Origin of the sequence: Pseudarthrobacter sp. lyk4-40-TYG-27, assembly GCF_030209295.1 — a bacterium.
GTDB lineage: Bacteria > Actinomycetota > Actinomycetes > Actinomycetales > Micrococcaceae > Arthrobacter.
On record NZ_JARVSH010000004.1, the window covers coordinates 607,238 to 632,548 of the forward strand.

22 protein-coding genes and 1 tRNA gene are annotated in these 25,311 nt (G+C 66.3%); 12 read left to right on the forward strand and 11 right to left on the reverse strand.

Features of this window, described 5'->3' with window-relative positions:
• The first annotated feature begins 4 nt into the window (after window positions 1–4).
• Together QRM96_RS10575 and aroQ are read left to right on the forward strand one after the other, a co-directional pair.
• Window positions 5–2,194: an alpha-galactosidase gene (locus QRM96_RS10575; RefSeq protein WP_285319587.1), complete on the forward strand. Its 2,190-nt coding sequence runs from the start codon at window positions 5–7 to the stop codon at window positions 2,192–2,194.
• An 82-nt stretch (window positions 2,195–2,276) separates the two neighbouring features.
• On the forward strand, window positions 2,277–2,741 hold the full coding sequence (gene aroQ, locus QRM96_RS10580; RefSeq protein ID WP_018761856.1) for a type II 3-dehydroquinate dehydratase: 465 nt from the start codon (window positions 2,277–2,279) through the stop codon (window positions 2,739–2,741).
• Between the two features lie 40 nt (window positions 2,742–2,781).
• Here aroQ and QRM96_RS10585 read toward each other — a convergent pair whose 3' ends face one another.
• A complete protein-coding gene (locus tag QRM96_RS10585) occupies window positions 2,782–3,966 on the reverse strand; it encodes a MarP family serine protease (protein WP_109045151.1) in 1,185 nt (394 codons plus the stop codon).
• 196 nt (window positions 3,967–4,162) lie between these two features.
• Here QRM96_RS10585 and QRM96_RS10590 point away from each other — a divergent pair, with 196 nt between their 5' ends.
• The gene (locus QRM96_RS10590; RefSeq protein WP_013602309.1) at window positions 4,163–4,840 is read left to right on the forward strand and encodes a Crp/Fnr family transcriptional regulator; all 678 of its coding nucleotides are present in this window, start codon (window positions 4,163–4,165) and stop codon (window positions 4,838–4,840) included.
• Window positions 4,841–4,936: 96 nt separating this feature from the next.
• Here QRM96_RS10590 and QRM96_RS10595 read toward each other — a convergent pair whose 3' ends face one another.
• The 3 genes from QRM96_RS10595 to sp36 are packed head-to-tail and all read right to left on the reverse strand — an operon-like array spanning window position 4,937 to window position 6,554.
• Entirely contained in the window at window positions 4,937–5,848 is a 912-nt protein-coding gene (locus QRM96_RS10595; protein WP_026264606.1) for an NUDIX hydrolase, read from the reverse strand.
• A gap of 15 nt (window positions 5,849–5,863) precedes the next feature.
• A complete protein-coding gene (locus QRM96_RS10600; RefSeq protein ID WP_109045149.1) occupies window positions 5,864–6,397 on the reverse strand; it encodes a RidA family protein in 534 nt (177 codons plus the stop codon).
• Window position 6,398: 1 nt separating this feature from the next.
• Entirely contained in the window at window positions 6,399–6,554 is a 156-nt protein-coding gene (sp36, locus tag QRM96_RS10605) for a Sp36 family protein (RefSeq protein ID WP_009359196.1), read from the reverse strand.
• A gap of 37 nt (window positions 6,555–6,591) precedes the next feature.
• Here sp36 and QRM96_RS10610 point away from each other — a divergent pair, with 37 nt between their 5' ends.
• The 5 genes from QRM96_RS10610 (at window position 6,592) to QRM96_RS10630 (ending at window position 13,785) form a co-directional block, all read left to right on the forward strand.
• Window positions 6,592–8,910: a transglycosylase domain-containing protein gene (locus QRM96_RS10610; RefSeq protein ID WP_018761861.1), complete on the forward strand. Its 2,319-nt coding sequence runs from the start codon at window positions 6,592–6,594 to the stop codon at window positions 8,908–8,910.
• A 6-nt stretch (window positions 8,911–8,916) separates the two neighbouring features.
• Window positions 8,917–9,861 (forward strand): metallophosphoesterase, encoded by a 945-nt coding sequence (locus QRM96_RS10615; protein ID WP_018761862.1) that lies wholly within the window; start codon window positions 8,917–8,919, stop codon window positions 9,859–9,861.
• A 132-nt stretch (window positions 9,862–9,993) separates the two neighbouring features.
• Window positions 9,994–11,802 (forward strand): ABC transporter ATP-binding protein, encoded by a 1,809-nt coding sequence (locus QRM96_RS10620; protein ID WP_285319591.1) that lies wholly within the window; start codon window positions 9,994–9,996, stop codon window positions 11,800–11,802.
• Window positions 11,799–13,625 (forward strand): ABC transporter ATP-binding protein, encoded by a 1,827-nt coding sequence (locus QRM96_RS10625; RefSeq protein ID WP_285319593.1) that lies wholly within the window; start codon window positions 11,799–11,801, stop codon window positions 13,623–13,625. Before QRM96_RS10620 ends, QRM96_RS10625 begins: the two co-directional genes overlap by 4 nt.
• 83 nt (window positions 13,626–13,708) lie before the next feature.
• Window positions 13,709–13,785, forward strand: a tRNA-Pro gene (locus QRM96_RS10630).
• A 159-nt stretch (window positions 13,786–13,944) separates the two neighbouring features.
• On the opposite strand, the gene QRM96_RS10635 is transcribed toward QRM96_RS10630, so the two are convergent.
• Window positions 13,945–14,163 (reverse strand): hypothetical protein, encoded by a 219-nt coding sequence (locus tag QRM96_RS10635; RefSeq protein WP_018761865.1) that lies wholly within the window; start codon window positions 14,161–14,163, stop codon window positions 13,945–13,947.
• 131 nt (window positions 14,164–14,294) lie between these two features.
• Between QRM96_RS10635 and QRM96_RS10640 the strand changes: the two genes are divergently transcribed.
• The gene (locus QRM96_RS10640) at window positions 14,295–15,560 is read left to right on the forward strand and encodes a helix-turn-helix domain-containing protein (RefSeq protein ID WP_018761866.1); all 1,266 of its coding nucleotides are present in this window, start codon (window positions 14,295–14,297) and stop codon (window positions 15,558–15,560) included.
• A 50-nt stretch (window positions 15,561–15,610) separates the two neighbouring features.
• Here QRM96_RS10640 and QRM96_RS10645 read toward each other — a convergent pair whose 3' ends face one another.
• Window positions 15,611–16,549 carry a phosphoribosylaminoimidazolesuccinocarboxamide synthase gene (locus QRM96_RS10645; RefSeq protein WP_018761867.1) on the reverse strand — a complete coding sequence of 313 codons (939 nt, stop codon included), beginning with the start codon at window positions 16,547–16,549 and terminating at the stop codon, window positions 15,611–15,613.
• 1 nt (window position 16,550) lies between these two features.
• Window positions 16,551–17,867 (reverse strand): phosphoribosylamine--glycine ligase, encoded by a 1,317-nt coding sequence (gene purD, locus QRM96_RS10650; protein ID WP_018761868.1) that lies wholly within the window; start codon window positions 17,865–17,867, stop codon window positions 16,551–16,553.
• A gap of 99 nt (window positions 17,868–17,966) precedes the next feature.
• Here purD and QRM96_RS10655 point away from each other — a divergent pair, with 99 nt between their 5' ends.
• From QRM96_RS10655 to QRM96_RS10665, 3 genes are read left to right on the forward strand one after another with little or no spacing between them, the layout of a single operon-like run.
• On the forward strand, window positions 17,967–19,562 hold the full coding sequence (locus QRM96_RS10655; RefSeq protein WP_285319594.1) for a molybdopterin-dependent oxidoreductase: 1,596 nt from the start codon (window positions 17,967–17,969) through the stop codon (window positions 19,560–19,562).
• A gap of 60 nt (window positions 19,563–19,622) precedes the next feature.
• Window positions 19,623–20,639 carry an asparaginase gene (locus QRM96_RS10660; protein WP_109045143.1) on the forward strand — a complete coding sequence of 339 codons (1,017 nt, stop codon included), beginning with the start codon at window positions 19,623–19,625 and terminating at the stop codon, window positions 20,637–20,639.
• A 39-nt stretch (window positions 20,640–20,678) separates the two neighbouring features.
• Window positions 20,679–21,056: a sterol carrier family protein gene (locus tag QRM96_RS10665; protein ID WP_018761871.1), complete on the forward strand. Its 378-nt coding sequence runs from the start codon at window positions 20,679–20,681 to the stop codon at window positions 21,054–21,056.
• On the opposite strand, the gene QRM96_RS10670 is transcribed toward QRM96_RS10665, so the two are convergent.
• From QRM96_RS10670 to QRM96_RS10685, 4 genes are all read right to left on the reverse strand, one after another.
• Window positions 21,033–21,752, reverse strand: coding sequence for a Pr6Pr family membrane protein (locus QRM96_RS10670; protein ID WP_285319595.1), 720 nt, complete (start codon window positions 21,750–21,752; stop codon window positions 21,033–21,035). The genes QRM96_RS10665 and QRM96_RS10670 overlap by 24 nt on opposite strands.
• Before the next feature lie 67 nt (window positions 21,753–21,819).
• Window positions 21,820–22,581, reverse strand: a complete 762-nt coding sequence (locus QRM96_RS10675; protein ID WP_285319596.1) for an SDR family oxidoreductase — start codon at window positions 22,579–22,581, stop codon at window positions 21,820–21,822.
• Window positions 22,582–22,595: 14 nt separating this feature from the next.
• The gene (locus QRM96_RS10680; protein ID WP_109045140.1) at window positions 22,596–23,339 is read right to left on the reverse strand and encodes an aspartate/glutamate racemase family protein; all 744 of its coding nucleotides are present in this window, start codon (window positions 23,337–23,339) and stop codon (window positions 22,596–22,598) included.
• Window positions 23,340–23,376: 37 nt separating this feature from the next.
• Window positions 23,377–24,945: an NCS1 family nucleobase:cation symporter-1 gene (locus QRM96_RS10685; RefSeq protein WP_285319598.1), complete on the reverse strand. Its 1,569-nt coding sequence runs from the start codon at window positions 24,943–24,945 to the stop codon at window positions 23,377–23,379.
• Between the last annotated feature and the right edge of the window lie 366 nt (window positions 24,946–25,311).

Here is a 25,311-nt window from a genome sequence, read left to right on the forward strand (position 1 = left end):
TCCTATGGATCCCCTGTACCTCCGTTCCGCCGGCACCAGCCTGCTGATCAGCTTCAACAGCGGGGAGGCCGAGGTCATCCATTGGGGCGCGGACCTGGGCGCGGAGCTGCCGGACCTGGGCTTCCTGGCCGGACCCATCGGTCCCTCTTCGGTCGACGCGCGCGTACCGTCCGCCCTGCTCCCCCAGGCGTCCTCCTCGTGGCGCGGCCGCCCCGCCCTGCGCGGGCACCGCATCACCGGCGACGGCTCCGGCTTCGACTTTTCCACCCGCCTCCGCGTCACGTCCGCCAACGCCGAGGGCCGCACCGCCACGATCGGCCAGGCCGACGCCGACGCCGGCATCAGCGTCTCCACCTCCCTCACGCTGCACGACGGCGGCCTGCTGGAACTGCGCCACACCGTCACCAATGACGGCACCACCCCGTTCCAGGTGGACGAGCTGGCAACCGTCCTCCCGGTGGCCCCCGACGCCGTCGAACTCCTGGACCTCACCGGCCGCTGGTGCCGGGAACGCCACCCGCAACGGCAGCGCATCCAGCAGGGCACCTGGGTCCGGACCGGCCGGCACGGCCGCACCGGGCACGACTCGTCACTGATCTTCGCCGCAGGCACCGAGGGCTTCGGCAACCGGCACGGCAAGGTGTGGGCGACCCATCTGGCCTGGAGCGGCAACCACGAACAGTTCGCGGACACCATCGGCGATGGCCGGACCGTGATCGGCGGCTCGGAGCTGCTGGGGCCGGCCGAAGTCATCCTCGAACCGGGTGCCGGGTACACCACGCCGGCCCTGTTCGCCGCCTACTCCGCCCACGGCCTGGACGGCATCAGCGAGGCGTTCTACAGCTGGTTCCGTTCCCGGCCGCACCATGTGCTGCCGGCCGCCTCCACAGGGCTGCCGGCCGGAAAGCCGCGCCCGGTGGTGCTGAACACCTGGGAGGCCGTGTATTTCGACCACAACCTGGACACGCTGGTCGAGCTGGCTGATTCCGCGGCGGACCTTGGCGTGGAGCGCTTCGTGCTCGACGACGGCTGGTTCCGCGGGCGCCGCGACGACCACGCCGGGCTGGGCGACTGGTACGTCGACGAGACGGTGTGGCCGGACGGCCTGGCCCCGCTGATCGACGCCGTCACCTCCCGTGGCATGGAGTTCGGCCTGTGGGTGGAGCCGGAGATGGTCAACTTGGATTCGGACGTTGCCCGTGCACATCCGGACTGGATCGTGGGTCCTTCCGCCGCGGCGCACAAGGACGGCGGCCGGCTGCCCCTGGAGTGGCGCAACCAGCACGTCATCGACTTGGTGAACCCGGAGGCCTGGCACTACGTGTTCGACCGGATCTCCGCGCTCCTGTCCGGCAACAACATCAGCTACCTGAAATGGGACCAGAACCGCGACCTCGTGGAACACGGCCATGCGGGCCGGCCCTCCGTCCACGAGCAGACCCTTGCTGCGTACCGGCTGTTCGATGAACTCCGCAAGGCCCACCCCGGCGTCGAAATCGAGAGTTGCTCGTCCGGTGGCGCCCGCGTGGACCTGGGCATCCTGGGGCGGACCGACCGTATCTGGGCCTCGGACTGCAATGACGCGCTGGAGCGGCAGGCCATCCAGCGCTGGACCGGCCTGGTGGTCCCGCCCGAGCTGGTGGGCAGCCACATCGGGCCCACCACCTCGCACACCACCGCCCGGACCCACGATCTCTCGTTCCGGGCCATTACTGCCTTGTTCGGCCACTTTGGGATGGAATGGGATGTCCGGGGCGTCCAGGGCAAGGAGCGGGAAGAGTTGCGGCGCCTGGTGGGGCTGTACAAGGAACACCGGGACCTGATCCACAGCGGGCTGCCGGTCCACGCAGACCTCGCCGATGACGCGTTCCAGTTGTACGGCGTGGTGGCTCCCGCACCCGTTGAAGGCGCGACGGCGGCGCTGTTCGCCGTCGTGGGCATGCGCACCTCGGCGTCCGAGACCCCCGGCAGGATGGGCGTTCCCGGTTTGGACGGGGAGCGCAGCTACCGGGTGGAGGCCGTCTTCCCCACACCGGTGGACGCCGACTACGCCCACACCTTCACCCAGGTCCAGCCCCCGGCCTGGCTTGCAGGCGGCGCGGTTGCCAACGGACGGTTCCTCGCCGAAGTGGGGCTGCCCATGCCCATGTTGAACCCGGAGCACGCGTTGCTGTTCAAGGTCACGGCCCTCTAGCGGCTGCTATGGGCCCGCTGCCCGCCGCCGCTTCCAACGTAAGAATGCGCGGCGGGCAGCAGCAGCCGATAGATTTGCAGGCATGACTGAAGCCTCCTCCACCGTCGAAGCCGGCCGCGGCACCATCCTCGTTATCAACGGCCCCAACCTGAACCTGCTGGGCACCCGTGAGCCGGAGAAGTACGGCACCTCAACCCTCGCGGACGTGGAGCAGCTGGCAGCCTCCGCCGCCGCCAAGCACGGCTTCGCGGTGGAGTGCGTGCAGTCCAACCATGAGGGTGTCCTGCTGGATGCCATCCACGCGGCCCGGGGCGCCGCCGCAGGAATTGTCCTCAATGCCGGCGCCTTCACGCACACGTCCGTGGCGCTCCGTGACGCCCTGGCTGCCGTGCAGCTGCCCGCCGTCGAGGTGCACATCACCAACGTGCACCAGCGGGAGGAGTTCCGGCACCACTCGTACCTGTCCCCGGTATGCGCCGCGGTGATCGTGGGCGCCGGCGTATTCGGCTACAAACTCGCCATCGACTACCTGGCCGAGGTCCTGTAGCCGGCAGCCCTGGTTCTGAGCGGCCTGGCTTCCGGCAGCCCTACTTCTGGATGCACTGCCCGGAGGAGACGGGCGCGGACAGGGTGGGCGCCTCCTGGGCTACCGGGTTCAGGTCGCTCATGGTGATGGCGAATCCCACTTCTGCGTCCGAAGTTGCCTTGGCAAAGATCACCCCGGCCACCTGGCCGTCAGTGGTCAGCAGCGGGCCGCCCGAGTTCCCCGGCTGCACGTCCCCCGCCAGGCGGTAGATGTCTTCCGGCGACGGGTTGTTTCCGTAAATGTCCGGCACCAGCACGGTGGCGATGTCCTGCACCGTGGCCGGCTTGGACTGGAACGGGCCGCCGTGGGGGTACCCGGCGAAGGCGGCCTGGCTGCCGCCGGGCAGGTCGCGGCTCAGCGGCAGCGGCTGGGACGGCAGGTTGTCAACCGCCAGGACGGCCAGGTCCCGCTTGGTGTCGAAGTAGACCACGCGCCCCGGCATCGCGCCGCCGTCGGGCATCTCCACGACGGGCTGCGACACGCCCGCCACAACGTGTGCGTTGGTGACCACGCGGCCCTGGGACACCACGAACCCGGTGCCGGTCTGGTTCTGGCCGCATTCATAGGCCGTGCCGGCGATCCTCAGGACCGACTGGGCGGCCTGGTTCAAGGCCGGAGTGTTGGTGCTCGCGTTGGGCACCTGGACCGGCTGGCCCTGGTCCAGCCCTTCGAACAACGTGGGGATCCCGTTGCCGATCACCGTGGACCGCAGCTCCGCCATGGTCGCCTTGACCGGGGTGGGCGTGAGCCCGTCGATGAACCGGATCACCTTGGATTCAGCCAATTGCTGCGACACGACCGGCACGCCCAGGGAGCTGACGCTGAAGGCCAGCATGGACATCACCAGCGCGGACACCACCAGGTTCAGGGCCCCACCCACCAACCGGTCCACGGCACGCAGCGGCCGGATCCGCATGGCACCGCGGATTTGCCGGCCCACCATGGTGCCCAGCCCGTGGCCCAGGGCCATGAGGACGACGGCGGCCGCAATGATGGCGGTCAGCCTCCATCCGGAGTCCGGAACGAAGGTGCTGACCAGGGGGACGGCGAAGAACGCCGCGACGGCGCCGGCCGCGAAACCGGCCAGGCCGCCGACCGTGACCAGGAAACCATTGCGGAGGCCGTAAACCAGGTATGACAGCAGCGCCAGGATCAGGACGAGGTCCAGGACAGTCAAGCCGACCACAAAGGCTCCTTATTAAACAGTTGAACCCCCATTCTAGTGGCGGACACTGACAAACTTCTGTGGGCTTCAACGCCCTCCCATTGACCCGGATCCGGTTGTTCACGGGCGTTTCGGCTGCCAAGTTCGTCACAGAACCTTGAAAATTCTGAAACAATGGCTCAAGCGCCACAGCCGATACTTTTACTCAGGAGATTTCATGGACATCGAGGTACTGCGCCGAGCACCCCTTTTCGCCACGCTCGACGACGACGCATTCCGTCTGCTGACGGACGAGCTCACCGAGGTGGACCTTTCCCGCGGCGCATCCGTGTTCCGCGAGGGAGACCAGGGTGACCAGCTCTACTTCATCGTCTCCGGCAAGGTGAAACTCGGCCGCACGTCCCCGGACGGCCGGGAATCCCTCCTCGCCATCCTCGGCCCGGGCGAACTCTTCGGCGAGATGGCCCTCTTCGACCCGAGCCCCCGCACCGCCACCGCCACCGCGGTATCGGAAACCCGGCTGGCCGGGCTCAAGAACGAGAGCCTGAACACCCTGCTCCGGACGCGCCCCGAGGTTTCCGCCCAGCTGCTGCAGGCCCTGGCCCGCCGGCTGCGCCGCACCAACGACTCCCTGTCCGACCTCGTCTTCTCGGACGTCCCGGGCCGCGTGGCCAAGGCCCTGCTGGACCTGGCAGACCGCTTCGGCCGGCCGGCGACCGATGGCGTCCTGGTGGCACACGAGCTGACCCAGGAGGAACTGGCCCAGCTGGTGGGCGCGTCCCGCGAAACCGTCAACAAGGCCCTCGCCGAGTTCGTCCAGCGCGGCTGGCTCCGCCTCGAGGCCCGCGCCGTGGTCATCCTGGACATGCAGCGCCTCCGCCAGCGCTCCCGCTAGGACACACGAAAAAGGCCGCCCCGAGGGGCGGCCTTTTTCGTGCCCGGAAACAATACCGGCCGAGTCCCAGGCTTCGACAGGCTCAACCGCCTGGCGTCAGCGTTCGCGCTGGTGGTCCCCTGCCACGGTCTTGGCGGCCTCGACCTCAAGCATCAGCTTGCCGTCTTCCTCCACCAGGACCGGCTGGTACACGTGGGGTTTGCGCTTGTAGCTCAGATAGGCGATGCAGCCGTTGGCGGCCGCCATCTTTTCGATCATGATCTCCGAGCCGGGGACCAGCAGCTCGCCCAAGGGCCGGCCCACGGTGTTCTCCTGACCGGCCTCGTCGCCGAGTGCGGTGGTATTCCTTTCCTGCACCACCTGGGCCGCGTTGACCCACCTGCCCCAGACGCCCTTGCCCTCAAGCAGCGAGGGTTCCTGGCCCAACGGGACGGTGGCGGCAAAGTAGCGGGTATCGAACCGGCGGTGCGCAAAATCCGGGCTGCGCCAGTTGACCAGGGATTTGAGCAGGTCCGTACGCAGCGAGAGGCCACGCTTGCCCAGGACCTGGGCCAGCGTCTTTTCCTGGTCCGCGACCGCGATGCGGGCACGCATCCACTCGGACGAGGATGTGGCTTCCACGGTGTTGGACATGTCCGGACCGGCCAGCAGGATGCCGGTCTCTTCGAAGAGTTCCCGGATGGCGCCCACCACATGGCGCCGCGCCAGCCCGACGTCGGCCGTTCCCATCTGCTCGGCCCAATGCTGCGGCGAGGGGCCAAGCCAGCCCATGGCGTCGTCGTCGGCCGGGTCGAGGGAACCGCCGGGGAAGGCGAGGACGCCCAGCGGCGAGGAGCCGGGCCGGTAACCCAGCCAGGTCTCCAGGCCGGTGGGGGAATCACGCAGGAGGACCACGGAAGAGGCGTAGCGCGCGGCCCGGGGAGTCCGTTCGCCGTGTTCGAGCCAGCTTTGAGCCGCCCCTTCAAGGTCCTGGGGAAGTGCAAAAAGGCGTCGTGCGAGGTGAGGCAAGGGAAGTGACCGGTCCTAGCTGAATTCGGCGATCAGTTCGACTTCCACGGGAGAGTCGAGCGGAAGAACGGCAACGCCGACGGCGGAACGTGCGTGCTGCCCGGCGTCGCCGAGGACACGGCCCAGCAGCTCAGAGGCGCCGTTGATAACGGCGGGCTGGCCCGTGAACGACGGGTCGGAGGAGACAAATCCGACCACCTTGACGATGCGGGTGATGCGGTCCAGGTCGCCGATGACGCTCTTGACCGCGGCCAGGGCGTTCACGGCACACACGGCGGCATACTTCTGGGCGTCTTCGGGGGACACCGTGGGCTCGTCGGCGAACCCTTCGGTGCCGGCGGACACCTTGCCGGTAGCTTCGAGCTTGCCGTTAATGAACGGCAGCTGGCCGGAGGTGTACACGTGGTTGCCGGAGACGATGGCGGGGACGTAGGACGCCACGGGAGCGGCGACTTCCGGGAGCGTGATGCCAAGTTCCGCGAGGCGCTGCTCGACGGCGGATGCCGGCGCCGTCGCGGCGCCGGAACGGGCTTCTGCGGGGGTGCTCATGCTACTGCTTCTCCCTCTTGAGGTAGGCGACAAGCCCGTTGCCGTCGGGTCCGGGAACCACTTGGACAAGCTCCCAGCCGTCCTCCCCCCACTGGTCCAGGATCTGCTTGGTGGCGTGAATAATGAGCGGAATCGTCGCGTACTCCCATTTGGTCATGAGAGAAAGCGTAGCCCTTGCCGGTAAAGTGGAAAACATGGCGACTCGCAACAACCCCTTATTCGACACTGCCACCACACTGGGTAAGATCCTTCTTTTCCTCGGTGTGAGCGCGATTTGCGGTGTCCTGGTGGCGGGCCTTCTGGTTCCCGCCGCTGCCGTCTCGGGCAGCGCGGCAAGCGGTTCCATCAACTTCTTCGACTCCCTCCCTGCGGAACTGAAGGTTGACCCGCCCAGCCAGACCACCCGCATCCTGGCCGCCGACGGCAGCGAGATCGCCAGCGTCTATACGGAGAACCGCACCAAGGTTCCGCTGGACCAAATTTCGCCGAACATGAAGAACGCCATCATTGCCGTGGAGGACAGCCGCTTCTACGAGCATGGCGGCGTGGACACCACCGGCATCCTTCGCGCGCTGGTCGCCACCGCCCGCGGCAACAAGCAGGGCGCGTCCACCATCACGCAGCAGTACGTCAACAACGTGCTCAATGCGAACCTCGCCGCTGCCGGCGAAGAAGACCAGATCAAGCTCAACGGCGTCAACAAAGGCGTTGGCGACAAGCTCCGGGAAATGAAGCTCTCCATCGCCCTGGAGAAGGAGTTCACCAAGGACCAGATCCTTGAGGGCTACCTGAACATCGTGTTCTTCAACCGGGACGCATACGGCATCGAGGCCGCCTCCCGGTACTTCTTCAGCACCACCGCCAAGGACCTGACCCTCCCGCAGGCGGCACTCCTGGCGGGCCTGGTGAACAGCCCGTCCATGTTCGACCCCATCACCAATCCGGAGAAGTCCAAGCAGCGCCGGGACCTGGTGCTGGGCCTGATGAAGGACCAGGGCAAGATCACCGCGGACGAATACCAGGCAGCGGTGGCCACCCCGGTTGAACCGAAGGTCACCCAGCCCAAGCAAGGATGCGCCTACGCGGCCACCGCTCCGTACTTCTGCGACTACATCCTGCACCTGCTGGAGAACAACCCGGCCTACGGTGCAGACGTCAAGGACCGCCAGCGGCTCATCTACGGCGGCGGCCTGACCATCACCACCACCCTGGACCCCAAAGCCCAGGCCACCGCCCAGGAGCAGGCCGACGCCGCGGCCGGCGCCAACCCGGATAAATGGGGCGCGTCCATGGTCTCGGTACAGCCCGGCACCGGCAAGATCATCTCCATGGCCCAGAACACCTCGTTCCTGGCCGGCGCGGGCGGCTTCAATTCACAGTTGAACTTCAACGTGGACAAGCTGGACAAGGACGGGAACGACCTCAACGGCGTCGGCGGGTTCCAACCGGGTTCCACCATGAAGCCGTTCACCTTCGCGGAGTGGCTCAACGAGGGCAAGACCATGAATACCGTGGTCAATGCAGCCCAGCGTGTCTACCCCATTGGTTACCCGTGGAAGAACACGTGCGGGAAGGTCCAGGGTGCGTACAGCACGGCGCAGAAGAATGCAGGCCTGGACGCTACTGATGACCTCCAGAATGCCGAGCCACAGTGGTACAAGCCGCTGACCGTCCTTGAGGGCCTTTACAACTCCATCAACACCGTGACGTTCGCGTCCGCGGCGCAGCTGGACTTCTGCGGCATCCAAAAGATCGCCGATGCCGTTGGACTGCACAGCGGCCTGCCCTCGGCTGATGGCAGCGAGCCGCACCCCAAGATCAACATGATGACCCTGGGCAATCTGCTGGGCTCCACCCAAACGTCGCCGCTCACCATGGCCAGCGCGTTCGCCACATTTGCGAACGACGGCAAGTACTGCGAGCCCATTGCCATCACCTCGGTGACCGACGCCACCGGCAAGCAGCTCCCGGCCCAGTCCAGCAGCTGCCGCGACGCCATCAAGCCAGAGGTTGCCCGCGGCGTGAACTACGCGCTTCAGGAAGTCATGAACAGGGGTTCGGGCTCGCTGATCCAGCCGCGCCTGTCCACCAAGACCAGTTTCCCGATCGGCGCCAAGACCGGTACCTCGAACAACAACGGCTCCACCTGGGTTGTTGGCCACACCACCGGTTTGGCTACGGCTGCCTGGTTCGGTGACCCGCTGGGCGACCAGGGCCGTGCCGGCCAGAACATCACCGTCAACGGAAAGTTCTACCAGGGCATTGACGGTTACATGGTCGCCGGACCCATGTTCTCGAACTTCATGACCAAGGTCGCGCCAGGCTACGGCACCAACCCGTTCCCGGCACCGCCGAGCAACATGGTCAACGGGACCACCACCAACTCCGCTCCTGCCCAGAACGGCCAGCAGGCCACCCAAGCCCCTGCAACCCAGGCGCCCGCCACCCAAGCCCCGGCCCCGGCCCCGGCGCCGAGCAGCAACGGAAACGGCAATGGCAAGGGAAACGGCTAAGCGCGCATGAGCATCGACAGCCTGGCAAGCCGCGCCCGTTCCATCGGGCGCGGCTTTGCCGTTGCCGCAGGGGCCGGAACTGCGGCCGGGATGGCGGCCTTCGGCTACGGCTTGTGGGAGAAGAACCAGTTCGTCCTTCGCGAGGAAACCCTGGCCATCCTCCCGCCCGGACGCAACCCGTTCCGTATCCTGCACCTGAGCGACATCCACTTCGTGCCCGGCCAACAGAAGAAGGCCCAGTGGCTCGCCTCCTTGGCGGACCTGCAGCCCGACCTGGTGGTGAATACGGGCGACAACCTCAGCCATGTCAAGGCAGTGGATCCCCTCCTGGCCGCGCTTCGGCCCTTGCTGCAGTTTCCCGGCGTCTTCGTACCGGGCTCCAACGACTACTTCGCCCCCACATTCAAGAACCCCGCGTCCTACCTGTTGGGACCCTCCAAGGCCGCGCCGAAGCCCACCCCCCTGGATTGGCCCCGCCTTCGTTCCGGGTTCGGCATGGGTGGCTGGGTGGACCTGACCAACCGCCACCAGTCGCTGATCCTGAACGGCATGCGCTTCGACTTCTCCGGCGTGGATGACCCGCACCTGAACCGCGAGCGCTACGCCGGCTGGCCGCGCGGCACGGTCAACCAGGACGCCAACGACCATCTCAAGGTGGCGGTCATCCATGCCCCGTACCAGCGGGTGCTGGACCACTTCACGGAAAGCGGCGCGGACCTCCTGCTCGCCGGCCATACGCATGGCGGCCAGATCTGCATCCCCGGGTATGGTGCCGTCGTCGCCAACTGTGACCTCCCCACGTGGCGGGCGAAGGGCCTCAACGACTGGACCAGCAATGGGCGCACGACGCCGGTCAACGTCTCCGGCGGCATCGGCACCTCACGCTTCGCCCCGGTAAGGATCGCCTGCAAGCCTGAGGCAGTCCTGCTGACGCTTACCTCCCGCGGCTGACCCTCCCATTACGGACTGCAATAACTGGGCAAGCCTGGCGCCCCGGCGGCAACCCTTGTGAATCGTCTCACCCCATGGCATAGGGTAGTTGCTAGAGGAAACTACATTCGTTTTAGAGCTTGAGAAGCGGGCATGGCCAAGCAGACTCCATTTTTCAGATCAATCAGCCGTCTTTATCCGCACGTCCGGCCCATCATTCCCCGGCTTTTTCTGGGGCTTCTCTGTGCGCTGGCGGCAAGTATCGTTGCCCTGACCATCCCCCAGGTGCTGCGTGTCCTGGTCAACACGGCGCTGCAGCCGGGGGCCAGTGCGGACGGGGTGTGGATTTCCGCAGGTGTCATCCTGGTGCTGGGCGTCGCCGAAGCCGGCCTGGTGGCGCTCCGCCGGCAGTTCGTCATCAACCCTGCCACGACGGTGGAAACCAGGATGCGGGTCTCGCTCTACGACCACCTGCAGGAACTGACCGTCTCCTTCCACGACCGCTGGGGTTCCGGCCAGCTGCTGTCCAGGGCCATGACAGACCTGAACTTCCTGCGCCGGTGGATGGCCTTCGGCGCCATCATGCTGGTGGTCACCACCCTCACGGTGATTATCGGGATCGTGGCCATGTTCGCCATGAGCTGGCAGCTGGCGCTGATCTTCCTCGCCGCTGCCGTACCCATCACCATCAACAGCTTCCGGTTCCGCACCCGGTTCAGCAAGGTGGCCCGGCGCAGCCAGGACCAGGCCGGCGACCTCGCCACCACGGTGGAGGAATCAGTCCACGGCATCCGCGTGCTCAAGGCGTTTGGCCGCAGCCGGGAAGCCCTCGAGAACTTCAACGAACAAGCCGAGGAACTGCGCCAGACCGAAATCGAGAAGGCCCGCCACCAGGCCACCTTCACCATGGTGGTCACCCTGCTCCCCGAACTCGCGCTCGGAACCGGCCTGGTGGTGGGCGTTATGTTGTGTGCCGGCGGCCAGCTGAGCATCGGCTCCCTGGTGGCGTTCTTCGCAACGGCCGCCGTCATCGCCTCGCCGGTGGAATTTTCCGGCATGCTGCTGGCCATGGCACTCACGGCGAAGACCGCCGTCGACCGCCACTACGAGGTGATGGATACGCAGAACACCATCACCAGCCCCGCCGAGCCGCGCCGCCCGGACGAACTCGCGGGCGCACTGCGCTTCGACAACGCAACGTTCGCTTTCGAGGACGCCCCGGACAAGCCGATCCTCAAGGACATCAACCTCGAGGTGCGGCCCGGCGAAACCATGGCTTTGGTGGGCATCACCGGCAGCGGCAAGAGCGCGCTCATCCAGCTGGTCCCCCGCCTCTACGACGTCACGGCCGGCGCCATCAGCATCGATGGAGTGGACATCCGCGACTTTGACGTCGAGGAACTGCGCAGGATTGTCGGAGTGGCCTTCGAGGACACCACGCTGTTCTCCAGTTCCGTCCGGGACAACGTCCTCCTTGGCGCGCCGGTGCGTTCCGAGGAGATCCTGGAGGAGGCCTTGGACGTGGCGCAGGCGCATTTCTCCTATTCCCTGCCGCAGGGCGTGGACACTCTGATCGGTGAGGAAGGGCTTAGCCTGTCCGGCGGCCAGCGCCAGCGCATTGCCCTGGCACGTGCCATCGCCGCCCGTCCACGTGTCCTGGTCCTGGATGATCCCCTCTCGGCCCTGGACGTCCACACCGAGGAACTCGTGGAGGCCCGCCTCCGCGAGGTGCTCAAGGACACCACCACCCTGATCGTGGCGCACCGGCCGTCCACCGTGGCGCTGGCCGACCGGGTGGCGCTGCTGGAAGACGGCCGTATCACCGCCGTGGGCACTCACACGGAACTGCTGGACGGCAACCAGCATTACCGGTACGTCATCGCCAGCCTGGAGCGTGAACCGCGCGACCTTGACTCCGAACTGTCCGCCCTTGAGGACCAGGCAGAGGAAGTGACCCGATGAGCACGGCAACATTCGGCACCGCCAACGAGGACAACGCCCACCTTAGCAAGAGCGACAGCAAGGCGGTCCGGCGCCGGTCGATCGCCCTGCTCGGGTCCCTGATCCGGCCGGTGCGGGTGCGCTTCTGGCTGACCATCGCCATGGTGGTCCTTTCCCAGGCAGCCCGGGTGGCCGGCCCGGCACTGATCGCTTTCGGCATCGACCACGCCCTCCCGGCCCTCCGGTCAGGTGACAACCTCCCGCTGGTGTTCACCGGCGTCGCCTACCTGCTGGCGGCCATCGCGACGGCGGGCCTCACCGCCCTGTACGTCACCTCCACGGCACGGCTCAGCCAGGCAATGCTGCTGGACCTGCGCGTCCGGGTCTTCCGGCACACCCAGCGGCTCAGCCTGGAATTCCATGAACGGTACACGTCCGGCCGGATCATTGCCCGCCAGACGTCGGACCTGGAGGCGTTACGCGAACTCCTCGATTCCGGCGTCAGCTCGCTGGCTTCCGGGATGCTCTTCATGGCGTTCACCGCCGCCACGATCTTCGCCCTGGACTGGCGCAGCGGCCTGCTGGTGCTGGCCGCCGGGGTGCCCATGTTCTTCCTGGCCCGCTGGTACCAGAAGCATTCCCAAATCGCCTTCCGGGAATCACGGGTGGTTTCCGCCCGGCTGATCGTGCACTTCGTCGAAACCATGACCGGAATCCGCGCGGTCAAGGCATTCCGCAAGGAAAAGGAAAACTCCGAAACCTACGGCAACCTCGCCGAGGACTACCGCCTGGTCACGGTCCGGTCCATCAACCTGAACGGCATCTTCCAGCCCGGGCTGGTGCTGATCGGCAACGTCTGCGTGGCGGTGGTGCTGCTGTTCGGCGGCTTCCGGGTGCTGGGCGGCGACCTGGCCGTCGGCGTCCTCCTGGCCCTCATCCTCTCCACCAAGCGGTTCTTCCAGCCCGTGGACCAGATGGCCATGTTCTACAACTCGTTCCAGAGCGCGCAGGCAGCCCTCGAAAAGGTGTCCGGGCTCCTCGAGGAAGTACCCACGGTCCGGCCGCCGAAGAACCCTGTCCCGCTTCCCGACGCCACCGGGCGCATCGACTTCCAGGACGTCGAGTTCCGCTACGGCGACGGACCCGTGGTGGTGCCCCGCCTGAACCTGCATATCCCGGCCGGGCAAACGGTCGCCCTGGTGGGACAGACCGGCGCCGGCAAGTCCACCCTGGCCAAACTCATCGCCCGGTTCTACGACGTCAGCTCGGGACACCTGACCCTGGACGGCGTGGACCTCCGCGACCTTGCCACCACCGACCTCCGCCGGAACATCGTCATGGTCACCCAGGAAGCCTTCCTGTTCAGCGGTTCGGTGGCGGACAATATCGCACTGGGCCGGCCGGAAGCGACACGTGCCGAGATTGAGGAAGCTGCCAAGGCCGTTGGGGCGCACGACTTCATCCTGGAACTCCCCGAGGGCTACGACACCGACGTCAACAAGCGCGGCGGCAGGGTCTCCTCCGGGCAGCGGCAGTTGATCAGCTTCGCCAGGGCCTTCCTGGCGCGGCCGGCAGTACTGATCCTGGATGAGGCCACCTCCTCCCTGGACATCCCCTCTGAAAGGCTTGTGCAGGCCGGGCTGGCCCGCCTGCTCGCCGGGACGGAGGCGGCGCGCAGGACGGCACTGATCATCGCCCACCGGCTGTCCACCGTCGAGACAGCTGACAGGGTACTGGTGGTGCACGACGGCCGGATCGTGGAGGACGGCACCCCGGAGGATCTGATCGGCGGCGGCGGCCGCTTCGCGGACCTGCACGGGGCTTGGAAGGATTCCTTGGTCTAGGCCGCCGCCCAGGCTCACTGCGGCCGGATTTCGCATCGGGCCCCGCCATCGGCTATCCTTGTAAAGTTGCTTTTGCAGCGGATCGGGATGTAGCGCAGCTTGGTAGCGCGCTTCGTTCGGGACGAAGAGGTCGCAGGTTCAAATCCTGTCATCCCGACCATAAGGAAAAGAGGGTCTCCACCGGAGGCCCTCTTTTTGCGTCTCTATTTGGTGACGCCCGCCGGACACTCCCGCCGCCGTAACGCCACCACCCGGTTAAAAGGAATGGCCCCGGAGCTGTTGCTCCGGGGCCATCCTCGCCTCCTGGTGAGGAAGCTGTTTATGCGGGATCAGGCCAGTTGCCCACGTACGTGGTGTAGGTAGTGCTAGTGGCCTTATCCTTCTTCACCTTTGCGGAGGCGGGGTCAGGCCAGTTGCCTACTGCTACAGACGTACTCGAATTATCGGCGACGGAGCCTGAGGCCAGGACAGCCGGAGCTGCCGCGGAAAAAGCCAGGGCCCCGGCCAGGACGGCCGCGGTTGCGATCTTCTTCAACATATAAGTTCCTCAATACGAGTCGGATTCGTTACAAAGCCAGCACTGTCCTTGTTGACACACATTGTAAAATATTTTCCACAGGGGCTGTCAAGCATCCGTCAGCCCCACTTGTCCAAAAGAGGAGGATACGCGTGGGCAACGGGTTCGGAGAAAAGCTCCGCGCGGAGCGCCTTGAGCGTGGACTGACGCAGGCCGAACTGGGCAAGGACCTGTACTCACCCAGCTACATCTCGCTGCTTGAAACGGGCCGCCGCGAACCGACGGCGGAAGTCATCGAGGAACTGGCGCGCCGGTTGGAGCTGGCACCGAAAGCCCTGGAGGCATGGAGCCAGCCCATTTCCGTCAGCGACGCCGAGTATGTACTCGCCGGCCTCTACGCCCGGCAGGCGTGGGACCTGCGCGACTATCCCTTGGCGGCAAGCCACGCGGCCACGGCCGCAAAGATCGCCCTGGAGGGGCGGAACACCAGTGCGTGGTGGAACATGACGTACATGCAGGCCGAGTGCCTGATCAAGCAGGGCAACTGGCGCGAAGCCCAAAAGATCATGGAGCACCTGCTGGAACATCCCATGGCCAGGGAATCGGCAGGACTTGCCGTCCGGGCACACCAGATGCTCGCCGGCATCTACCAGGGCCAAGGCCAGCTGAGCCTCGCCGTGGACCAGGGAATCCAGGCCGTGGACCTGTGCAAGCAGCTCCCCAAGGGATCAACACTCATCATCAATGCCCACCACGCCCTCATCGGGGCACTGGCCGAGAGCGGACGGCTCGATGAAGCCTGGGGGTATTGCCAGGCCATGATCGAGCACGTGGACGAACTGTCCATGAGCCAGCTCGCCGGCGAGGTGGCCTGGGTGGTGGGTAACGTCGCCTTCATGCGGCACGACTACGCCGAGGGCGTGAAGCACCACGAGCGTGCGGCGCGCCTGCTCTCCCCCGCCAATGACATCGGGCTGTGGGCCCGGTTCAACAAGGCGTCCGCGGCGGTCCGCCTCTCCTCCGGCATCGTTGAGCCGGAAACGCTGTCTGCGATCGAACGTGCTGAACTGGCGCTGTCAATCGTGGGAGGCAACAAGTCAGACCAGCTGGAGGTAGCGTTCATTCGCGCCCGCTGGCTGTACCTCACCGGGGACATTGTGGCAGCCGTCGAGAAACTCCGCGAAATCCACGCCGAGCGCGCAAGCCTCGCCAAGCACACGGCTGGTGAGGTCTCGCTCCTCCTGGGCAAGTCGCTCAAGGCTGCCGGTGACACCGAGGAAGCCTTGGTGCACCTGGAGGAAGCCCAGAAGGCCTTTGCCGCGGCAGGCGCCCAGGACAGGGTCCAGCAGGCCCTGGACGCGATCCTTGAAATCAAGCTGGCACAGAGGCGCGCGGCCGCGGCCGCGAAAGCCAGCTGAAGCAAGCCAGGTGAACCCGCCGTGGCGGGTCCACCTGGCGTGGCCGGGTCTCAGGCGAATGTCTTTCCGGTGATCTTCTCGTACGCTTCGACATACCGGCTGCGGGTGCGTTCCACCACGTCGGCAGGCAGCGCCGGCGGAGGGGTGTCGGATGACCGGTCCCAGCCGGAGGCGGCAGAAGTCAGCCAGTCCCGCACGTACTGTTTGTCGTAGGAGGGCTGGGCCTGGCCGGGCTTGTAGGTTGCAGCGTCCCAGAAACGGGAAGAATCAGGGGTCAGCACCTCATCGCCCAGGGTGATGGACCCGGACACGGCGTCGTAGCCGAATTCCACCTTGGTGTCCGCGAGGATGATGCCGCGTTCACGTGCGATCTTCTCCGCCGTGGTGTAGATCTTCAGGGTCAGCTCGCTCAGGCGGGCAGCGATGTCATCCCCCACGAGCGCCACCACGGCGTCGTAGGTGATGTTCTCGTCGTGCTCACCGATCAGTGCCTTGGCGGATGGGGTGAAGATGGCGTGCTCCAGCCGGGAGCCGTCCACCAGCCCCTCCGGGAGCGGGATATCGCACACTGTCCCGGAGGCCTTGTACTCCAGCAGTCCTGAACCCGTGAGGTAGCCGCGGGCAATGCACTCCACCGGGAACATGTCCAGCTTCTTGCAGATCATGGCCCGGCCTTCCACCTCCGCGGGCACGCCGTCTTCCACCGTGGACCCGAGCACATGGTGCTCGACGCCCAGCTGGTCGAACCACCAGAGGCTCAGCTGGGTAAGGATGCGGCCTTTGTCCGGGATCTCGCTGGAGAGCACATGGTCAAAGGCGCTGATGCGGTCGCTGGCCACCACCAGGACGCAATCCTGGCCCAGGCGTTGCACGATCGACTCGTCGGCGGGTTCGTAAAGGTCGCGGACCTTGCCGGAGTAGACGTGCGTCCATCCCTGCAGTTCCAGGGTGTCCGCGGCGTAGCCGCGGTTCTCGGAAGTTCCACTCATGTCAGGCCTTCGCTTTCACTACGGGCAGCGATCCGGTGGCACCGTACGGCACCTTGATTTCCCCGCGGGCTGCCTTGCGGGCAATGTCGCTGCGGTACTGGGAGCCTTCAAGCTGGACCAGCTCAACGCCGTCGTAGGCCCTTTCCCGGGCCTCCACCAGGTCACTGCCCAGGGCGACGACGGCCAGGACGCGGCCGCCGGCGGAGACCACCTTGCCCTCGTCGTCCAGGGCGGTGCCGGCATGGATGACGTGCACGCCGTCAAGGGCGTCCACTTTCTTGAGCCCGCGGATGCGGTCACCGGTGCGGGGCGTGTCAGGGTAGTTTTCCGAGGCCACGACGACGGCGACGGCGGCGTCCTTGGACCAGCGCAGCTCTTCCGCTTTGTCCAGTTCGCCCTTGGCGGCTGCCATGAGCAACGCCCCCAAGGGGGTCTTGAGCCGGGCGAGGACCGCTTGCGTCTCGGGGTCGCCGAAACGGACGTTGAATTCGATGACGCGGGTTCCGCGGGACGTGAGCGCGAGCCCGACAAAGAGCACGCCCACGAAGGGAGTGCCGCGGCGGGCCATCTCGTTCACGGTGGGCTGCGCCACCCGGTCAAGGACTTCCTGCACCAGGCCCTCGGGGGCCCACTCGAGCGGTGTGTAGGCGCCCATGCCGCCCGTGTTGGGGCCTTCGTCGTTGTCGAAGATGCGCTTGAAATCCTGGGCGGGTGAGAGTGCCACGGTGTTCTGCCCGTCGCAGAGGACAAAGAGGGAAACCTCGGGGCCGTCCAGGAACTCCTCGATCACCACGGATCCGCCGGCGTCGAAGCACGACTGGGCGTGGGCCAGGGCTTCGTCCCGGTTCCTGGTGACCACCACGCCCTTGCCGGCGGCCAGGCCGTCGTCCTTCACCACGTACGGAGCGCCGAAGGTGTCCAGCGCGGACGCTGCCTCTTCGGCATTGGTGGCCACCATGGCCATGGCGGTGGGAACGCCTGCCTCCGCCATGACCTCCTTGGCGAACGCTTTCGACGCTTCCAGCTGTGCTGCTGCCTTGCTGGGCCCGAACACGGGAATGCCGGCGGCGCGGACGGCGTCGGCCACACCTGCGGCCAGCGGAGCTTCGGGGCCCACCACCACGAGGTCGACCGTGAGCCGGGCAGCCAGCTCGGCAACAGCCTGGGGATCGTTGCCGTTGATGTTGTAGGTGGGTACCAGCTTGCTGATGCCGGCATTGCCGGGCGCCGCGTGGACTTCGGACACGTTGGGGTCGGCAAGCAGGGAGCGGACAATGGCGTGTTCGCGGCCTCCGGGGCCAATGACGAGTACCTTCACAGTCTCCAAGGGTACTTTGTGCACCCTTCCCGCTCCTAAGCTGTGACCTTCCCGGCCCGCCCGGTCAATCCGGACCACCCGCCGCTCCGAACCACCACCATGACAAAGCTTCGGAACCGCTTGACAGGCCCCTCCGCCCTGGCCGCCCTGGCAGGTGTGGTGGCAGCCGCCGTCGTACTTGCCGTTGCGGAGCTCCTCGGCGCATTCTTCACCGCCAGGGCAACCCCGCTGTTCGCCCTGGGGTCCACCTTCATCGACTTCACGCCGCCCCGGCTGAAGGACTTCGCGATCGCCACCTTCGGCACCAACGACAAGGCTGCCCTGTTCGTGGGCATGGGACTGACCATCGCGGTGCTCGCCTGTGTCCTGGGCATCGTGGCCTACCGGAAATGGGCCTTGGGCGTCCTCGGCGTCCTGTTCATGGGCGCGGTGATCGTTGCGTGTGTCGTGACGCGTGCAGGCGTCAGCGGAGTTGACGCCATCCCGTCAGTACTGGGGACGGTCGCGGGCCTGGTGGCCCTCCGCCTGCTGGTGGCACCGCTCTGGCGGCTGAAGGAAAGCAAGCCATGGCCCGAATCTCCGGCGGACCAGGCAGCCGACGCCGATGCCCGGCCGGGGAACGAAGGCGCCAGCCGTCGTCGTTTCTTCGCTGCGGCAGGGATCACCGCGGTGGCCGCCGGCATCGCCGCAACCGGCGGACGGTTGCTGGGCGCGGCGCGCAACAACGTGGCCAAGGCCCGCGAGGCGCTCACGCTGCCAGCGCCGGCCAAAGCCGCAGCAGCGGTTCCCGCCGGCGTGCAGTCGCCCGTCCCTGGCGTCACGCCATGGTTGACGGACAACGCCGACTTCTACCGGATCGACACTGCGCTGAGCGTTCCGGAAATCAACGTCAACGACTGGGAATTGCGCGTCCACGGCCTCGTGGAGCAGGAAGTCACCCTCACATTCCAGGACCTGCTGGATGCCAGCCTGATCGAATCACACGTCACCCTCACCTGCGTCTCCAACCCCGTGGGCGGCAACCTCGCCGGAAATGCCAAATGGCTGGGCCTGCCCATCCGCGACGTCCTGGCCCGGGCCAAGCCCAAGGACGGGGCGGACATGGTGCTCTCCACGTCCATCGACGGCTTCAGCGCCTCCACACCCCTGGAGGTCCTGCAGGACGGGCGTGACGCCATGCTGGCGATCGGCATGAACGGCGAGCCGCTGCCGCTGGAGCACGGCTACCCGGTGCGGATGGTGGTCCCGGGGCTCTACGGGTTCGTCTCCGCCACCAAATGGGTGGTGGACCTGGAGGTCACCCGGTTCGCGGACAACAAGGCCTACTGGACCGAGCGTGGCTGGTCCGAACGCGGCCCGATCAAGACCATGGCGCGCGTGGAGGTTCCCAAGTCGTTCGCCAAGGTTCCCGCCGGAAAGGTCGCCGTTGGCGGTACGGCCTGGGCCCAGACCCGGGGAATCACCAAGGTTGAAATCCAGATCGACAACGGCGAATGGACCGAGACGACCCTCTCAACGGAAGCCTCCACCATTACGTGGCGGCAGTGGTCTTACGAATGGGATGCCACGCCGGGCCCGCACTACATCAAGGTCCGCGCCACCGACGGTACCGGGCAGGTGCAGACGGACCAGCGCGCAGACCCCGTCCCTGACGGTGCGTCAGGCTGGCAGTCGGTGATGGTGACCGTCCAATAGCCACCTGCGACCGGCCCGCGGGTGGCATGCCATCCGCGGACCGGCCCATAGACTGGCAGTATGCCGCACAATCCGCATGCCACCTTCACCGTTGACTCCGCCGTCGAACTGGCCGTCATAGAACGCAGCGGCTTCGTGGAGTCCCGGCACATCGGCTCCGCGGTGCTGGTCGCCGCCGACGGCTCGGTGGTCACCGAGCTCGGCGACATCAACACCCCCATCTATGCCCGGTCCACCCTCAAGCCCTTCCAGGCGCTGGCGTCCATGCAGTCGGGTGTACCTCTGCGGGGCGCCCAGGTGGCCATAGCGTGCGGCAGCCACACCGGTTCGCTGGACCACATGGATGTGGTGGCCGGCATGCTGAAGGCAGCGGGCGTACGGGAGGACCAGCTGCAGTGCCCCGAAGCATGGCCGGAGGACGAAACGGCCCGGAACTGGCTGGTCCGATCCGAAAAGGGCAAGTCGCGGCTGGCCTACAACTGTTCCGGCAAGCACGCCGCCTTCCTGTGGGCCTGCACCGAGAACGGCTGGGACACGCACAGCTACCTTGAACCCAACCACCCCCTGCAGCAGCGCGTACGCACCGTTATCGAGGAATACACCGGCGAGCGGATCGCGCACCTGGGCATCGACGGCTGCGGTGCCCCCGTGGCCGCGGTTTCGTTGAAAGGACTGGCGCTGGCGTACTCACAGCTGGCCAAGGCTCCCGGCGACCACAGCTTCAGCGCCAGGGCCGCGACGATCGCCACCTCCATGCTGGACTATCCCTGGGCCGTGCAAGGCCGGGGTGAAGCGAACACCCTGGTGATGGATGAGCTGGAAATCATCGCCAAGATCGGCGCCGAGGGCGTCCTGGCGATGGCCACGCCGCAGGGAGTCTCGGTGGCCGTCAAGATCCTCGACGGAAACGTGCGGGCAACCTCCCTGGTGGCCCTCACCCTGCTCGCCGCCGCCGGGGCCGTGGAGATTCCCGGAGTCGCCAGCGCCCTGGAAAAAGTGGTGGCTCCGGTACTCGGGGGCGGCCGGCCAGTGGGAAAAATCCGGTTGGGCCCCGCGGTATCCGCCCTCCTGGACTAGCACCAAACCCCCTGCCGACGCCAAAGGAAGATTGAAAGCATGGCCACAGCCCGCCGTCGTATTGATATCCACGAAGGCAAAGCAGCAGTGAAGGCGTGGCTGGAAGCCGCCCAGTCGCCGTCGGACGCTCCCCTGCCGCGCGCCGCCCTGGCGACGGCAGTGCGGTACTCCCTGGAGGAAGTGACCGCCCGGGCGCCGGGAAACTCCGTGGAGGTGCGCGTGCCGCCATTCGGCGTCACCCAGTGCGTGGAGGGCCCGCGGCACACCCGCGGCACCCCGCCGAACGTCATTGAGTGCGACGCCGCCACCTGGCTGGGGATGGTCACCGGCCAGGTGGCGTGGGCGGACGCAGTGGCTGCCGGCAAAGTAGCGGCCTCTGGCCTGCGCGCAGACCTATCGTCCCTGCTGCCCCTCTAGCCCGGGCTCGTCGCCCGCGTGCCTGCCCCGGGCGGTGGTGCGGGGCTCCGCTGCCTCCGCCGAGGAAATCCGGGCCGGGTGGGGGACCGAGTCCTGCAGTTTCGTGGACAACGCCGCCACCACGGCGAAGGCAAAAGCGGCCACGGCAATAAGGACCGACATCACCGCAACCGTGCCGTAGCCGGCGGTCCGAGGGTCCAGGAACGGATAGGGATACCAGCCCACGATGGGACCCCGAACCAGGCTGTAGACCAGGTACAGCAGGGGAAAAGCCAACCACACCAGGGACGTCCGGACCGGAATCCGCACCCGCGGGAGGTCAACCAGCCAGTCGATCACCATGACGGTGGGGACCGTGTAATGGAGCACCACATTGACCCACGGGATGGGGGTGTTGACGTCGATATCGCTCAACAGCAGGCTGTAGGTGATCCCGGTGATGGTCATGTACACGGTGGCCGCACCCCGGAGGAGTTCAAGCCACCGCGGGCTAGCCCCCTTCCAAGCGAACCAGCCGGCAATCCCCAGGGTCACGAAGGCGATGATGTTCGACTCGATGGTGAAGTAGCTGAAGTAGTTTCCGGCGCTGGCCCCCGGCACATTCTGCATCAGGTGCAGCAGCTGGAACAGCACCGCGGCGAACCCCAGCAGCGCGAACCAGAAGCGGAAAAGTGCAAGTCCCCTGTTTACGGTCATGTGCCGATCCTAGGCTCTGGGCGGCCGCCCGCACCGCCGCGGCGACCCGGCGTGCCTGGCAGTACACCTAGCCACGGCCGATGAACGGCATTCCCGCCGCGGTGAGCACCACGGAACCGACGCTGGCCGATGCCGGCATGTTGGCCATCATCAACACGGCACGCGCCGCGTCTGCCACCGGAAACATCGGTTCCACCTTGCGGCTGCCGTCCGCCTGCAGCGCCCCGGAACCGACACCGATGGTGTCCATGATGTCCGTGGCGGTGTTGCCGATATCGATCTGCCCGCACGTGATGCCGTAACCGCGGCCGTCCAGGTCAATGCTCTTGGTCAGCCCGGTCATCGCGTGCTTGGTGACCGTGTAGGCGACGGTCCGCGGACGGGGCGAGTGGGCGGAGATGGACCCGTTGTTGATGATGCGACCGCCTTGGGGCTCCTGGGCCTTCATCGTCCGGACCGCAGCGGCCGCGCACAGCATGGACCCGGTAAGGTTCACGGCCACCGTGGCGTTCCACTCTTCGAGGGTGATGTCGTCAACGCCGGCCGACGGGCCGAACACCCCGGCGTTGTTGAACAGGACGTCCACGCGCCCCCACTGCTGGCGGACGGCCTCGAAAAGCCGCTCGACGTCGTCGGGCCGGGTGACGTCGCAGGGCATCACCAGGGCGTCCGGGCTGCCGTCCGCCGTTTCCAACAGCAGCGCCTCCCGCCGCCCGGCAAGTGCCACGCGGTAGCCGTCGGCCAGCATCTGCCGCGCCACCTCCCGGCCGATGCCGGACCCGGCTCCGGTGACGACGGCGACGCGGGCGGCGGGCTGTGGGGTGTTCATTCGGTTCTCCTGGCTCAAAGCTGCGCCGGAACGGCCGGCTGGTGCAGCGGCCAGCCTATGACGGTCTTTGGCCGCGGTGCAGCGAAGGTCCGCACTTTGGAGGTGGACAGGCGCATGCGCACCAACGATTCGGCGATGGTCACTGCCGAGGCCACACCGTCCACCACGGGGACGCCGGCCCGCTGCCGGATCTGCTCGTCCAGGCCTGCCATGCCGCCGCAGCCGAGCACAATCACTTCCGCTTTGTCCCGGGTAACGGCCAGCAGCGCCTCGTTGATAATGGCTTCCACGGCCCGTTCCGGTTCCTCTTCAAGTTCCAGGACGGCCATGCCGCTGGCACGGACCGACGCGCACCTGGCATCCAGGCCGGCCAGCTTCAACCGGTCCTCAATGAGCGGAACCGTGCGGTCCAGGGTAGTGACCACCGAGTACTTGTGGCCGAGGAACATCGCTGTGCTTGCGGCGGCCTCCGTGATGTCGACCACCGGAACATCCAGTAGTTCCTGCAGCCCCTCCCGGCCGTGTTCCCCGTAGCCGGCCTGGATAACGGCGTCGAACGGCCCGGGGTAGGAGGTGACGGCGTCCATGACTGCGATGGCGGCCAGGTAGCTCTCGAAGTTTCCTTCGCAGGAGTCGGCGCCGAACCGCGGCGTGAGGCCAACGATTTCGGTGCCCGGGGCAGCCACGGCACGTGCGGAGGCCGCGATGGAGTCGGTCATTGAGTGGGTGGTGTTCACATTCGCGACGAGGATGCGCATGGGAGAGTTCCTTTGTCGGCAGGGTGGGTGCCGGGGTTCAATGGGTGCTGGCGACGGCGATGGCCTCGCCGTCGTGGTCCACCAGCACTTGGTTGCGGTCGGCAATGAAGAAGTACAGCGCGGCGGCGATGCCTGCGGCGAAGAACCAGGCAAAGGGTGCCGCCGCGGCCAGGCCGGGAACGAAGGCGATCAGCAGGGCAAGGACGGCTGCCGGCACCATGGCGATGATCGCGCGGGGGTTGACGCCCTTCTTGTAGAAGTACGCGCCCTCCGGCGATGCCGTGTAGAGCTCCGGTACGTTGACCTTCCCTCGCCTGATCAGCCAGTAGTCAGCCATGACCACGCCGAACAGCGGGCCGAGCAACGCCCCGAGTCCGCCGAGGAAGTACACGATGACCAGCGGATTGTTGTAGAGGTTCCAGGGCAGGATTACCAGGCCGATGCTGGCGGAGACCATTGCCGCCTTGCGGAAGTTCAGTTTCTTGGGGAACAGGTTGGTCAGGGCGTAGACGGGGGCCACGAAGTTGGCCATGAGGTTCACGGCGATGGTCAGGATCAGCAGCGCAAGGCAGGCCAGGACCAGGAACAGCGTGTTGGGAATGGTCTGGACGATGTCCGACGGGCTTTTGATGATGGTCCCGTTGATCTTGAACTGTCCACCGGCCATGACCACCACGATCGCGCCGAAGACGAGCATGTTGATGGGGATGCCCCAGAAGTTGCCACGTACCACTGCCTTCTTCGACACCGCTGAGCGGGTGAAGTCGCAGAAGTTGAGGACGAAAGTGCCGTAGATGGAGACCCACAGCGCGCCGCCGGCAAAGATGGTGAGCCACATTTCCGGGCCTTCCAGGGCCTTATTGGAAGCCCAGGCGATGCTGCCTCCGGCTTCCACGAAGATCCAGACGGCCATTGCTGCCATGGTGGCCAGGATGACCGGACCGGCGAAAGCCTCGTACTTGCGGATCATTTCCATGCCGAAGCTGACGATCACCAGTTGGACCACCCAGAGCGTCACGAATGCCATCCACCCGAGCGTGGACAGGCCCAGGATCGAGTCCTTGTCCAGCTCTGCAAGTGAGGGGAACATGGCTGTGAGCATCACGCGGAAGACCACCGATGCGAGGTACGTCTGGATACCGAACCAGGCGACCGCAACGGCCCCGCGGAGGAGGCTGGCGATCTGTGCCCCGCGGATACCGAAGCTGATCCGGCTCATGACCGGGAAAGGCACACCGGTCTTGACGCCCATGAATCCTGACAGGGTAAGGAGCCCGAACAGCAGTGCAGCCCCGATGCCCAGGGCAAGGAGGATCTGCCATCCACCCAGCCCAAGGGCGAAGAGTCCGATGGCGAATGCGTAGTTGCCCAGGCTGTGCACGTCGTTGGCCCAGAGGGTAAAGATGCTGTAGCTGGTCCAGCTGCGGCCGGCGCGCTTGGTCGGGGCAAGGTCAGTGTTGTACAGGGTGGGGCTGATGCTCGTGCCTGACGCCGCGCTGGCGGAATCGCAGAGGGCTTCGATAGTGCCAGACGGGTGGACAGTACCGGCTGACGGCTTTGTCAGGTCCTTGTCCGCGTCCACGCCCGCCGATGGTGGGGTTCGCATGGGGGTCTCAATTCTTGGGCCGATTCCGAGTGGTGAGTCCGACCGGAGGTCGTTGCTGTTATTCCACATTGCGGAAGTGAGATATTGAATAGTGAAATAAGAGTATGACCCAGGTCACGGGCGGTCAAGCGTCGCAGCCACCGCACTACGGTCACAAATGGTCGGTTGCCGCCGATGGGCGACATCCAGGGCGAGGTGATGGCCGTCGCGTTGACCCGCCGGGCCTGCCTCAGTAATCTCATACTGCAATAATGTTTTCTCACAATACGAAAACATGCGCAGATGCGTTCAACGATGAAAAGAGGCTGCCATGGCTGCAGGAGAAGATACCTCCCATATCCTCAGCGGGTTGACTAACCAGCTGCC

Bases quoted from the DNA above. Each gene is read 5' to 3' on its own strand.
- QRM96_RS10615 (WP_018761862.1), top strand. From the start codon at position 8,917: ATGAGCATCGACAGCCTGGCAAGCCGCGCCCGTTCCATCGGGCGCGGC.
- sp36 (WP_009359196.1), bottom strand. From the start codon at position 6,554: ATGACCAAATGGGAGTACGCGACGATTCCGCTCATTATTCACGCCACC.
- QRM96_RS10670 (WP_285319595.1), bottom strand. From the start codon at position 21,752: ATGACCGTAAACAGGGGACTTGCACTTTTCCGCTTCTGGTTCGCGCTG.
- QRM96_RS10655 (WP_285319594.1), top strand. From the start codon at position 17,967: ATGACAAAGCTTCGGAACCGCTTGACAGGCCCCTCCGCCCTGGCCGCC.
- QRM96_RS10675 (WP_285319596.1), bottom strand. From the start codon at position 22,581: ATGAACACCCCACAGCCCGCCGCCCGCGTCGCCGTCGTCACCGGAGCC.
- aroQ (WP_018761856.1), top strand. From the start codon at position 2,277: ATGACTGAAGCCTCCTCCACCGTCGAAGCCGGCCGCGGCACCATCCTC.
- QRM96_RS10600 (WP_109045149.1), bottom strand. From the start codon at position 6,397: ATGAGCACCCCCGCAGAAGCCCGTTCCGGCGCCGCGACGGCGCCGGCA.
- QRM96_RS10625 (WP_285319593.1), top strand. From the start codon at position 11,799: ATGAGCACGGCAACATTCGGCACCGCCAACGAGGACAACGCCCACCTT.
- QRM96_RS10660 (WP_109045143.1), top strand. From the start codon at position 19,623: ATGCCGCACAATCCGCATGCCACCTTCACCGTTGACTCCGCCGTCGAA.
- QRM96_RS10685 (WP_285319598.1), bottom strand. From the start codon at position 24,945: ATGCGAACCCCACCATCGGCGGGCGTGGACGCGGACAAGGACCTGACA.
- QRM96_RS10610 (WP_018761861.1), top strand. From the start codon at position 6,592: ATGGCGACTCGCAACAACCCCTTATTCGACACTGCCACCACACTGGGT.
- QRM96_RS10575 (WP_285319587.1), top strand. From the start codon at position 5: ATGGATCCCCTGTACCTCCGTTCCGCCGGCACCAGCCTGCTGATCAGC.
- QRM96_RS10590 (WP_013602309.1), top strand. From the start codon at position 4,163: ATGGACATCGAGGTACTGCGCCGAGCACCCCTTTTCGCCACGCTCGAC.
- QRM96_RS10620 (WP_285319591.1), top strand. From the start codon at position 9,994: ATGGCCAAGCAGACTCCATTTTTCAGATCAATCAGCCGTCTTTATCCG.
- QRM96_RS10635 (WP_018761865.1), bottom strand. From the start codon at position 14,163: ATGTTGAAGAAGATCGCAACCGCGGCCGTCCTGGCCGGGGCCCTGGCT.
- QRM96_RS10665 (WP_018761871.1), top strand. From the start codon at position 20,679: ATGGCCACAGCCCGCCGTCGTATTGATATCCACGAAGGCAAAGCAGCA.
- QRM96_RS10680 (WP_109045140.1), bottom strand. From the start codon at position 23,339: ATGCGCATCCTCGTCGCGAATGTGAACACCACCCACTCAATGACCGAC.
- QRM96_RS10645 (WP_018761867.1), bottom strand. From the start codon at position 16,549: ATGAGTGGAACTTCCGAGAACCGCGGCTACGCCGCGGACACCCTGGAA.